The sequence below is a fragment of the Clostridium sp. genome (assembly GCF_018372875.1).
In the GTDB taxonomy this organism is placed as follows: Bacteria; Bacillota; Clostridia; order Clostridiales; family Clostridiaceae; genus Clostridium.
Genome location: NZ_JAHAIF010000037.1, coordinates 15,571 through 27,395 on the forward strand (window position 1 = coordinate 15,571; position 11,825 = coordinate 27,395).

Annotated in this window: 8 protein-coding genes; all 8 read left to right on the forward strand. The window is 28.9% G+C overall.

The window, feature by feature from the left end; translation table 11 throughout:
- The first annotated feature begins 126 nt into the window (after nucleotides 1–126).
- The 8 genes from KIB46_RS11815 (at nucleotide 127) to KIB46_RS11850 (ending at nucleotide 11,522) form a co-directional block, all read left to right on the forward strand.
- On the forward strand, nucleotides 127–4,776 hold the full coding sequence (locus KIB46_RS11815; RefSeq protein ID WP_291672113.1) for a beta-N-acetylglucosaminidase domain-containing protein: 4,650 nt from the start codon (nucleotides 127–129) through the stop codon (nucleotides 4,774–4,776).
- Nucleotides 4,777–4,831: 55 nt separating this feature from the next.
- Nucleotides 4,832–5,287, forward strand: a complete 456-nt coding sequence (locus KIB46_RS11820) for a thioredoxin family protein (RefSeq protein ID WP_156560689.1) — start codon at nucleotides 4,832–4,834, stop codon at nucleotides 5,285–5,287.
- A 54-nt stretch (nucleotides 5,288–5,341) separates the two neighbouring features.
- Entirely contained in the window at nucleotides 5,342–7,801 is a 2,460-nt protein-coding gene (gene recQ, locus KIB46_RS11825; protein WP_363290419.1) for a DNA helicase RecQ, read from the forward strand.
- 177 nt (nucleotides 7,802–7,978) lie between these two features.
- The gene (locus tag KIB46_RS11830) at nucleotides 7,979–8,566 is read left to right on the forward strand and encodes a histidine phosphatase family protein (RefSeq protein WP_156560693.1); all 588 of its coding nucleotides are present in this window, start codon (nucleotides 7,979–7,981) and stop codon (nucleotides 8,564–8,566) included.
- Nucleotides 8,567–8,635: 69 nt separating this feature from the next.
- Nucleotides 8,636–9,412: a class I SAM-dependent methyltransferase gene (locus KIB46_RS11835; protein ID WP_156560695.1), complete on the forward strand. Its 777-nt coding sequence runs from the start codon at nucleotides 8,636–8,638 to the stop codon at nucleotides 9,410–9,412.
- 229 nt (nucleotides 9,413–9,641) lie between these two features.
- Nucleotides 9,642–10,421 (forward strand): ZIP family metal transporter, encoded by a 780-nt coding sequence (locus tag KIB46_RS11840; protein WP_156560697.1) that lies wholly within the window; start codon nucleotides 9,642–9,644, stop codon nucleotides 10,419–10,421.
- Between the two features lie 16 nt (nucleotides 10,422–10,437).
- Nucleotides 10,438–11,202 carry a 2,3-diphosphoglycerate-dependent phosphoglycerate mutase gene (gene gpmA, locus KIB46_RS11845; RefSeq protein WP_291672119.1) on the forward strand — a complete coding sequence of 255 codons (765 nt, stop codon included), beginning with the start codon at nucleotides 10,438–10,440 and terminating at the stop codon, nucleotides 11,200–11,202.
- A gap of 23 nt (nucleotides 11,203–11,225) precedes the next feature.
- Entirely contained in the window at nucleotides 11,226–11,522 is a 297-nt protein-coding gene (locus KIB46_RS11850; protein ID WP_291672121.1) for a YciI family protein, read from the forward strand.
- Nucleotides 11,523–11,825 lie beyond the last annotated feature (303 nt).

The following is an 11,825-nucleotide window of genomic DNA, read 5'->3' on the forward strand; positions in this document are numbered from 1 at the left end:
AATAAGGAGGCGTTAATTTTAAAACGAAAAAAAGATTAAAGTAAGAGCTTTACTCTACGATACTAGTACAATCAGGTATTGAGATGAAGGTAAACCCATAAAAATTAAAGGAAGGAGAAGAATGGTATGATAAGAAAATCAAAAAGATATTTATCTGCAATGATTACAGGTGCTATGATACTGTCTAATATGCTAGGTCCAATAAGTGTATCGGCTGAAACTAGTGAACCCAAAGTAACAGCTATTGAAAAGGTTAATACTGACTATGAGATATATCCTTCACCACAGAGTGTAGAATATGAAGAGGGAAGTTTTAATTTTGGTAGTGGTGTAAACGTTATTTATGAGAAGGGAATAGATAATTATACTAAGTCTAGACTTGAAGATGAGATCCTAAAAGCTCATAGCATTTCTTATGAAGTTTCAGACTCAAACCAAATTATTAATGGAAAGACTAATATTTTAGTAGGGGTTTATGGTTCTGATGAAGCTGTTGATAAGTATGCAGAGAAATATGCCTTATCGACAGAAAATCTTTTTAGCAAAACAGATTCTTATTTTTTAGTATCTGATAATAATGTTATTACTGTTCTTGGAAAAGATACAGATTCTGCATTTTATGGATTAACAACTTTATATCATATATTTAATCAAGTAACTGATAATGAAATAAGAAACTTCAAAATAGAAGATTATGCAAATGTAGTAACTCGTGGATTTATAGAAGGTTACTATGGAAATCCTTGGTCAGTTCAAGATAGATCAGATCTTATGAATTATGGTGGATATTATAAGTTAAATGCTTATTTTTATGCACCAAAGGATGATCCAAAGCATAGAGTTCAATGGCGTTCGCTATATACTGAAGATGAGCTTAAGTGGATTAAACAATTAGCAGATGCAGGTAATGCTTCTAAATGTAGATTTGTTTATGGAATTCACCCATTTCCAGGAAATGATGCTTTTGGAATAGGAAAAGATGAAGCTGGATATCAGAAGGATTTAGGGGATTTAAAATCTAAACTTAAACAAGTTATTGATCAAGGTGTTAGACAAGTTGCCATCTTAGCGGATGATTTTGCTAATCCAGGTGGAGAACTAGGACTTAGATTAGTAAATGACATAACTAATTGGTTAGAAAATGAAGTAAGACTTGAGTATCCTGATATGAAAACTACATTACCATATGTTCCTTATGATTATATGGGAAATGGATCAAGTGTTGAGTTTACATCTTTAAAAGAAGCACCAAAAAATGTACAACTTGTACAAACAGGTGGAAGAGTTTGGGGAGAAGTGACTGAAAATTTCTCTCAAACATTTAAGAATAACACAGGTAGAGCTCCATATTATTGGATTAACTGGCCATGTTCAGATAACTCTAAGAGTCATTTAATAATGGGTGGTAATGATACGTTCTTGCATCCAGGTGTTGATTCAACACTTATAGAAGGAATAATGTTAAATCCAATGCAACAATCAGAAGCAAATAAATCAGCTCTATTTGCAGTTGCAGATTATTCATGGAATATATGGGATACAAAGGAGCAAGCAGATAAGAACTGGAATGATTCATTTAAATATATGGATCATAATACAGCCATAGAAACAGAGGCTTCAGCTGCTTTGCGTGAAATAAGTAAACACATGATTAATCAAAATATGGACAATCGTGTTACAGCATTACAAGAATCTATTGAGTTAGCACCAAAATTAAAGGCTTTCAAGGAAAAGTGTGATTCTGGAGTTAATGTTAAAGATGATGCATTACTATTAATAAAGGAATTTACAAAGCTTAAAGATGCGGCTAATTATTATAAGAATAATCCAGGAAATAAAAAAACAAGGGATCAAATAATTTATTGGTTAAATTGTTGGGAAGACACAACAACTGCGGCAATTGAATACTTAAAAGCTATTATTGCAAATGAAGAAGGCAATAGAAGTGAATTATGGTCTCATTATTCAGAAGCTCAATCATCCTTTGAAAAATCAAAAACTTATGGATTTAATTATGTAGACCATACAGAATATGCAGAAGTAGGTGTTCAACATATTGTACCGTTTATAAACAATATGCAATATTTTTTAGCTCCAATAGTTTCTAGTATAGTTGATCCATCTAAGGTTATCACTACAGTTATAACTAATAGAAGTGATACCCCAACAGGAGATTTAAATAATATTTTGGATAATAATCCTTCTACAGAAGTTGTTTACAAGAATCCAAATACAATATCAGAAGGAACTTACATTGGAGTTAAATATAATAAAGTAATTAATATTAAAGATATGGAATTCTCCTTGGGGGCTATTTCAAATCAAAATGATACAATGCAAGAAGCTAAGATTCAATACACATTAGACGGAAAAACTTGGTTAGATTTAGAACAAGGCAAAGTTTATTCTATGCCACAAAAAATTACTATAGATGGATTAAACTTAGATGCAATGGGGGTTCGTGTTATTGCAACTAAACCGAGAACAAATACTTGGCTTGGAATTAAAGATATTATAATTAATAAAGATAATATTGTAGAACAACCAGATATTAATCCAACTATAATAAAAACTTCAAGTTGGAATGGAATTCATTCGGGTAGTGAGTCTAATTTATTCGATGGTGATGATTCTACAGATGTTTGGTATAAAACTAATGATGGAGATATGACTTATGCTGGAGATTTTGTTGGAGTTGATTTAGGAAAAGTAGTTCCAGTGGGAGAGGTTAGATTTGTACTTGGAAGAAATGGTTCAGCTGATAAATGGACTAGTTATAAACTAGAGTATTCAACAGATAATTTAAATTGGACAAAATTTAAAGAATATACTGGCAAAGATTCTGGACAAGATGTTATTGAGGAAAACTTTGATGGAAAAGAAGCTAGATATATTAGATTAACTAATGAAGTAGACCTTCATAAGTGGATAATATTATCAGAAATCAGTGTTGAAAAGCATGGTGCAGATGCATCAACAAAAAATGTGTATACTAATACTAATTTAGAGCTTTTATCAACTTTTGAAAATGAGGAGTTAACTAAATTAAATCCAAAAGAAAATATAATATTACATGCAAACGAATATATAGGAATTAAATTGAATAGAATTAAAGATTTAAGTGAAATTTTAGTAGAGGTATCAAATGAAGATGGATTAAGTTTACAAACATCTATGAATGGAGTAGAGTGGACCAATATCAAAATCAATGATAATAGTAAACTACAGGATGCTAGATATGTAAGATTATTAGCTAGTAAGGATGTAACGTTTAATTTAAATAAATTTGAAGTTAAATCTAACGAAATATATGAACCATCTTTAGAATCAGCATTTACTAAAATTAATGGTAAAGTTAGAAGTATATTTGATAAAAACTTTAGTACATCAGCATCATTTGATTCATCACCAATAAAAGATGAAAGTATAGTATTTGATTTGGGGCAAACAATTAATGTGAAAAATCTTACTTATGCTGTGTTAGATACAGAAAAAGATTATTTAAGAGATGCTAAGTTCCAAATATCTAATGATGGTGAAAGTTGGACAGATGTAATTACTATTGGTGATGGAAAAGAGAATGATAATAGTGATATAAACTCTAAACCAGTTGAAGCTGGATATTCTCATGGAGATAGCACAACAATAGTACCAATTTCCCATGCTTTTGTAAGGGGAGAGTTGGATACAAGTAAAGAAGCTAGATATTTAAGAATATTGTTTACTGCAGATTATAAGTATAGATGGGTTAAAATAAGTGAAATTTTAATAAATGATGGCGAATATATTTCAACAATTAATGACCCAACTTATATATCAAATCCAATAGAGTTAGAAGGATTTTCACCAAGAAATATTAATGATGGAGATTTAACTACAGCATATAAGCCAAATACTAATAATGATAAAATAAAATCAGGAAGTTTAACTTATCGTTTATCTGAAAAAACTGATGTTAAGAAGATAAATATTGTTCAAGGTGGCAATTCTATATCAAATGCAAAGGTTATGGTTAGAACAGGATATAATGAATATGGAGAAGCTATTTGGAATGAACTTGGAATTTTAAATAAAAGCTTAACTGAACTTGTAAATACTAAGTATGATAATATTTTTGAAATTAGGATTGATTGGCAAGGTATAGCTCCTACTATATATGAAATAGTAACAATAAATGACTATAACGTTCCTGATATAACTGATTTAGAAGAATTAGTGGCATCTTCTAATAAATATGTAGAAGAAAATTATACAAAAGCAAGTTATAGTAAATTTATAGAAGCATTAGAAGGAGCAAAAGATATATTAAAAGACTTATCAAGTGTATCTCAAGATGATATAGATAATGCTAAATTAAATTTAATAAATTCAATTACAGAATTAGTTAATATTAAGGATTTAGTGGATGTAATTAATAGAGCAAATTCTATTATTGAAAGCAATGTAGAATATACAGAAGAAACTATACAAGCACTTAAAGAGGAATTAAATAATGCAAAAACTGTATTAAATAATGAATATGCTACACAAGAAGAGGTAGATAATGCATTAAAAGCATTGGATGATTCAATAAAAGCTCTTGAGGAAAAACCAGTAGAGCCAAGTGTTGACAAAGAAGATCCATCAAAGCCTTCAAATCCATCAGGGGATAATAGTGATGGTGAAACTGTTAAGACTGGTGATACACAGGAAAGTAAAATGCTTTTATTTGCATCAATAGCTATAATTGCAGGAATAGCTTGTGTATACTTTAGAAAGAAAAAGACAGTAAAATAATATTAGAAGGGGGATAGCGTATTATCCTCCTTTTATACATAATGGAGGAGTATTTATGAAGAAATTTATTTTTATATCACTATCTATATGTTTAATGTTTGGAGCTATAGCATGCACTAATAATGATATTAATAATAAAGAAGAAACACAGAATGTAGAAACTGTTGAAGAATTAAGTTTTAAGAGTGTATCCCTATCTGAAATATCAAATTTAATAAAAGAAGATAAGAATAAAATAATATATTTTTCACGAAAAACCTGTGATAGGTGCCTTCAACTAGATGAAAATTTGAAGGAAGTATTAGATAAGAATTCACAAGAAAAAATATATTTATTTGATACAGATAAAGCTAGAAATGAAAATAATGAATTAATGAAGGAAATATTAAAAGAAGTAAAAGTTGAAAGCGTTCCAACAATAATCTATTTTGAAGGAAATGTTGAAAAGGATAGATATGATACATTAGGAGGAGTAGATGAGTTGAAAGAGTGGTTTAATGGAAAGCTATAAGTATTTTTAGTATAATAAGAAGTCAAGAGGAAATGAATTAAAATAAGATATAGTATGAGAGTAGGGAGAATAGCATTGGCAATTAATAAATTAGAAATATTAGAAAAATACTTTGGATATAATAGTTTTAGAAGAGGACAGGAAAAAATAATAGATGAGATATTAAAAGGAAATGATGCTCTTGCTATTATGCCAACAGGGGGAGGGAAGTCCATTTGTTACCAAATTCCAGCCTTAATGTTAGAGGGGGTAACAATAGTAATTTCACCTCTTATATCTCTTATGAAAGATCAAGTAGATACATTAAATTCAGTAGGTATTAACTCTGCATTTTTAAATAGTTCTTTGTCTAACTATGAGTTTAATGAGGTTATAAATGGAATTGTAAATAATAAATATAAAATTATATATGTTGCACCTGAAAGACTAAACTCAAATGAATTTATTACAGTTATAACTCAAATTAAGATAGCTCAAGTAGCCATTGATGAAGCTCACTGTGTGTCTCAATGGGGACATGATTTTAGGGTTAGTTATAAAGGTATTGCAACATTTATTGATAAGCTTGTAGAAAGGCCAATAATAACAGCATTTACAGCTACAGCATCTGAAGAAGTAAGAAATGATATTGTAAATTTATTAAAACTTAGGGAACCTAAGATATTTGTTACTGGATTTGATAGAGAGAATTTAAGAATAAATATTGTTAAGGGCTCAGATAAAAAGAAGTTTTTAGTTAACTACATAAAAAATAATCCTAAAGATTCAGGGATAATATATGCTGCTACAAGAAAAGAAGTTGAGAGTACTTATGACTTATTAAAGAAAAACAAGATTAGTGTTGGAAAATATCATGCTGGGTTATCAAACGATGAAAGAATAAAAAGTCAGGAAGAGTTTATAAATGATGATACTAATATAATAGTTGCAACAAATGCTTTTGGAATGGGCATTGATAAGTCTAACATAAGATATGTTATTCATTATAATATGCCTAAGAATATTGAAGGGTATTATCAAGAGATAGGTAGAGCTGGTAGAGATGGTGAACCAAGTGAGTGTATTATGCTTTTTTCACCAGCAGATGTTATTACTCAAAAGTATTTAATTGAAGTAAGCACAGAAGACCCTTTAAGAAAGAATAAACAATATAAAAAGCTTCAACAAATGATGAGTTTAGTTTATATAAATAGTTGCTATAGAAAATATATTTTGAATTATTTTGGTGACACTTATGAAGGTGAATGCGATAATTGTAGCAACTGTTTAAATAAAGGTGAAGTTATGGATAAAACTATAGATGCTCAAAAAGTTATATCCTGTATTCATAAAATGAAAAGAAACTTTGGAGTTGGTATGATAGTAGATGTTCTTAGAGGTTCTAAGAATAAAAAACTTTTAAATCTAGGGTTTAATGAATTAAGTACTTATGGAATAATGAAGGAATACTCTAGTGATGGTTTAAAGGAGTTTATTAATATTTTAATAGCTCATGGATATTTAGAAGTAAATGAGGAGTTTTCTACAGTTACTCTAAATAATTTATCTTATAAGGTTGTAAAAGGAGAAATTAAAGTTCTATTAAAGGATGTTAATATTGAAAGTAATAGAGTAGAAATTAATGATTTATTTGATAAGTTATCTTCATTAAGACGTGAAATAGCACAGGAAGAAAAGAAGGCACCATATATGATATTTGGCGATGGAACTTTAAGAGAGATGAGTGTTAAATATCCTATAGATAAAGAGGAATTGCTTAAGATATCTGGTGTTGGAGAAATTAAGTATGAAAGATATGGAGAAAGATTTATAGAAATTATTAAGGAGTATGTTATAGCAAATAATATAAAAAAGGAAGTAGCTATAGATAATAAAGAGTCTGAGGAAATAGAAGATGACTATTTTGAAGTTAATAGTGATAAGGAACTATTAGAAAGACTTATTAAATTAAGAGAAGGATTTGCAAATAAGTTAAACCTTCCTGTATCAATGATTTTAAGCAAAAATACCTTGAAAGAGATAAGTGGACGTTATCCTAATACCCTAGATAAGCTTAAAGATATAGGAGGAATTGGGCCAAAGAAAATAGAGGGATATGGTGATTCAATAATTGAAGAAGTAGACAATTATATTATTGAAAAAGGACTTAATCCTACTTGGAAAGAGAAGAAGAGAAAGAAGCTTATTATAGATGGAGAAACTAGAAGTACATCAGAGATAACTTTAGATAGACTTAATATGGGTGAGGAAATAGAAAGTGTATCAGAGGATATGGAAATATCAATTTCAACAATTCTTGGATATGTTACAGATTATATAAAGTCTACTGGAGATAGTAGTATAAAAATAGATTTGGATAAATATTACAATAAAGAAGATGAAGAAATAATACTAGATGCTATAAATAAACATGGAATAGATAAAATTCAAGTTATTAAAAAAGCTTTACCAGATTATATTAAATATGAGTGTATTAGGGCTGTAATATTAAAAAGAAAAATTATGCAAGAGTAATTATAGGGAGCTGTCACTTTTAGATATAAAATAAATTTTAGTGAAATACATAAAAGGAGTTATCGCTAGCTAATGATATGCTAATGCGATAGCTCCTTTTGAATTTTTTGCATTGACTTAGAGTTCACTTCAAGTAGTAAAATTATAGTGATGTATATTTAATATTGGGAGGTTACAATGAAAAAAACACTTTATTTAATGAGACATGGACAAACTTTATTTAATTTAAGAAGAAAGGTTCAAGGTGCTTGTGACTCACCTTTGACACAAGAGGGAATTAGACAAGCAACCTTAGCTAAGGATTATTTTAAGGAAAATGGTATAGAATTTGATCATGCATATTCATCAACTCAAGAAAGAGCATGTGATACATTAGAGATAATTACAGATATGAAATATGTTAGACTTAAAGGGTTAAAAGAATGGAATTTTGGAACTTTTGAAGGAGAAAGTGAGGATTTAAATCCTAAAAATAAAAAAGGTGGAACCTATGGAGATTTCTTTGTTCAGTATAATGGTGAAGAAGATTTAGAAGTGCAAAAGAGAATGAATAAAACTCTTACAGAAATTATGAATAAGGAAGATCATGAAACTGTGCTAGCTGTAAGTCATGGTGGTGCATGTTTTATGTTTTTAAGAAAATGGGAAGATCTTTCTAAGAGAGAGCCAATACATTTTACTAATTGCTGTATTTTAAAGTTTGAATTTGAAGATAATAAGTTTAAATTTATAGAAGTTATTGATCCTTTAAAAAATGTAGTATAATATTTCTTAGAAATTAAGAGCCACTATAGCTTGTAATTTCTAAATATTATAAATGAGGGACATGATGATATGACAGTAGAATTAGAGAAATACTATAATAAATTTTGTGAAGATAAAAGATTGACTAGAAAGCATGGACAAGTGGAATATATAACATCTATGAAGTATATTCATGAATATCTAAAGGGAAATGAGAATGCCAAGATTTTAGATGTAGGTGCAGGGACTGGAAGATATTCTGTTCAATTAGCTAATGAAGGATATGATGTTACAGCAGTAGAACTTGTAAAGCATAATTTAGGTGTTTTAAAGTCAAAAGGAAGCACTGTTAAAGCTTATCAAGGAACTGCATTAGACCTATCAAGATTCTCAGAAAATACATTTGATATGACATTGGTGTTTGGACCAATGTATCATTTATATACAATTGAGGATAAAATAAAAGCGCTACAAGAAGCTAAGAGAGTAACAAAGGTTGGTGGAGTTATTTTAGTAGCTTATTGTATGAATGAATATAGCATATTAACATATGGATTTAAGGAAAACCATATAAAAGAGTCTATTGCAAATGGTAAGGTGAGCAAAGATTTTCATGTTATATCAGAGCCAGAGGATTTATATGATTATGTAAGAATTGAAGATATTGATAAAGTTAATGAAGGTGCAGGAATAAAAAGAATAAAGCTGATTTCCGCTGATGGTCCAGCCAACTATATGCGTCCTATTTTAAATTCTATGGATGAAGATACTTATAAGCTTTTTATTGAGTATCACCTTTCAACTTGTGAAAGAGCAGATTTACTAGGAGCAAGTGCTCATACATTGGATATTTTAAGAAAAGAATAAGATCTTATAAAATGACAGTATAAAAAGTACTGTCATTTTTTGTTATTTTGGATATTATGGTTATTATTGACTTGCAATTAATTTTCAAATATATACATTAATATAAAAAATAAAGAATTAGATTAAATGATTGATAAACAATAAAAAATACATATAAAATATTAATTAATAGAAATTATTAGTTAATAAATACAAGTTGGGTTGATTTTATATAAAGGGGGAGAAGGAAATGAATGTTTTAATAGGAATTTTAATTCCACTCTTAGGTACATCATTAGGTGCAGCCGGTGTTTATGCCATGAAGAAAGAAATGAATAAAAAGATTAATAAAATACTTCTTGGATTTGCTTCTGGTGTTATGATGGCAGCATCAGTATGGTCATTAATTATTCCTGCAATAGATATGTCTAGTGGAATGGGGAAGTTTTCCTTCGTGCCAGCAGCAGTTGGAGTAATGTGTGGAATTCTATTTTTATTTTCTTTAGATAAGGTAATTCCACATCTTCATGTAGATAGTGATAAACCAGAAGGTACAAATAAATATAGCTTAAAGAAGACTACAAAGCTTGTATTGGCAGTAGTGCTTCATAATATTCCAGAGGGGATGGCAGTAGGAGTTGTTTTTGCGTCAATCCTAAATGGGGGAGACACTATAACTCTTACATCTGCTTTCGCACTTTCTATAGGAATAGCAATACAAAATTTTCCTGAAGGTGCAATAATATCAATGCCTCTTAAAAGTGAAGGGTTAAGTAAAAATAAAGCATTTCTTTATGGATCTTTATCAGGTATAGTAGAGCCTATAGGAGCAGCAATTACAATAGCATTTTCTAGTATTATTACTCCTATAATGCCATATCTTCTTTCTTTTGCAGCAGGAGCAATGATATTTGTTGTAGTTGAAGAGTTAATTCCTGAAGCAGCAGAAGGGAATTCATCAGATATTAGTGCAATAGCATTTTCTATAGGATTTGTAATTATGATGATTTTAGATGTAGCATTATCATAGATAAGGAGGAGAAACTATGAGATTGGTTATTATAAGACATGGACAAAGTGAATGGAATAAATTAAACTTATTTACAGGGTGGAGTGATGTAGATTTATCTCCAGAAGGAAAAAAAGAAGCAAGATTAGCTGGAAAAGCTTTAAAGGAAGAAGAACTTGATTTTGATGTTTGTTATACTTCTTATTTAAAGAGAGCTATCCATACTTTAAATTTGGTATTAGAAGAGATGAATAGAGATTGGCTTTCTGTTATTAAATCATACAAATTAAATGAAAGACATTATGGTGCATTGCAAGGATTAAACAAAGCTGAGACTGCTAGGAAATATGGAGAAAAGCAAGTTAAAATATGGAGAAGGTCATTTTCTGTAAGACCTCCAGTTTTAGAAGAGACAAGCAATCAGAATCCTAAAAAGCAAGTACAATATAGTAGTATAAATAGAGATGAATTACCTCTTTGTGAAAGTTTAGAAGACACAATAAATAGAGTTGTTCCTTATTTTAATAATGTTATAAAAAAGGACATGCTATCAGGTAAAAGAGTGTTAATTGTAGCGCATGGTAATTCAATAAGATCACTAGTAAAATATTTTGAAAATCTTTCAGAAGAGGAAATATTAGAAGTAAATATACCTACAGGAATTCCATTAGTATATGAATTTGATGATGATTTTAGGGTTATAGAAAAGCACTATTTAGGTGATGAAGAGGAAATTGTAAAAAAGACTAATAATGTATTAAATCAGGGAATTATTAAAAATAAGGAAATAGAGACTGTATAATAGTTATAGGAGGATGGGAGCAAATGAAATATTTTATTGTTGAAGGTATGCTTAAAGATTCTAGTCCAATCAATGATGATATTATGAAAAAACACATGACTTATACTCAAAAAGCAATGGATAAAGGATTAATATTAATGTCTGGACTAAAAGATGATATGAGTGGTGGAATATTTGTTATGAAAGCACGATCTAGTGAAGAGGTAGAGAAGTATTTGTCTGAGGAACCTTTTAAGGTCTTTGGCCTACAAGATTATAATGTTATAGAATTTTCAGTTCATTATTTTAACCAATTGCCTAATGAATGGTTTAACAAATAATATGTAGAAATATTAAAATAATAGATTGTTATTATCTTATAGAAATATCGTATTATTTAAAATAGAAAATACGATATTTTTTTATTATAGTTATTATTATAATTGGAATTGTTTTTCTGTGATAACTATTAAATATTTTAAATTGGAATAATTAATTCATTTATAGATAAATGCAAAAATAAATATTTATATATTTTTATAAATATATAAATTGCAATAACAAATTGAAGTAATCTGTATTTATGATTTAAACATTTAAAGTTACTTAAATTGAATATATTTGATCTAAGTGTAACTCAAATA

Bases quoted from the DNA above. Each gene is read 5' to 3' on its own strand.
- KIB46_RS11815 (WP_291672113.1), top strand. From the start codon at position 127: ATGATAAGAAAATCAAAAAGATATTTATCTGCAATGATTACAGGTGCT.
- KIB46_RS11820 (WP_156560689.1), top strand. From the start codon at position 4,832: ATGAAGAAATTTATTTTTATATCACTATCTATATGTTTAATGTTTGGA.
- recQ (WP_363290419.1), top strand. From the start codon at position 5,342: ATGAGAGTAGGGAGAATAGCATTGGCAATTAATAAATTAGAAATATTA.
- KIB46_RS11830 (WP_156560693.1), top strand. From the start codon at position 7,979: ATGAAAAAAACACTTTATTTAATGAGACATGGACAAACTTTATTTAAT.
- KIB46_RS11835 (WP_156560695.1), top strand. From the start codon at position 8,636: ATGACAGTAGAATTAGAGAAATACTATAATAAATTTTGTGAAGATAAA.
- KIB46_RS11840 (WP_156560697.1), top strand. From the start codon at position 9,642: ATGAATGTTTTAATAGGAATTTTAATTCCACTCTTAGGTACATCATTA.
- gpmA (WP_291672119.1), top strand. From the start codon at position 10,438: ATGAGATTGGTTATTATAAGACATGGACAAAGTGAATGGAATAAATTA.
- KIB46_RS11850 (WP_291672121.1), top strand. From the start codon at position 11,226: ATGAAATATTTTATTGTTGAAGGTATGCTTAAAGATTCTAGTCCAATC.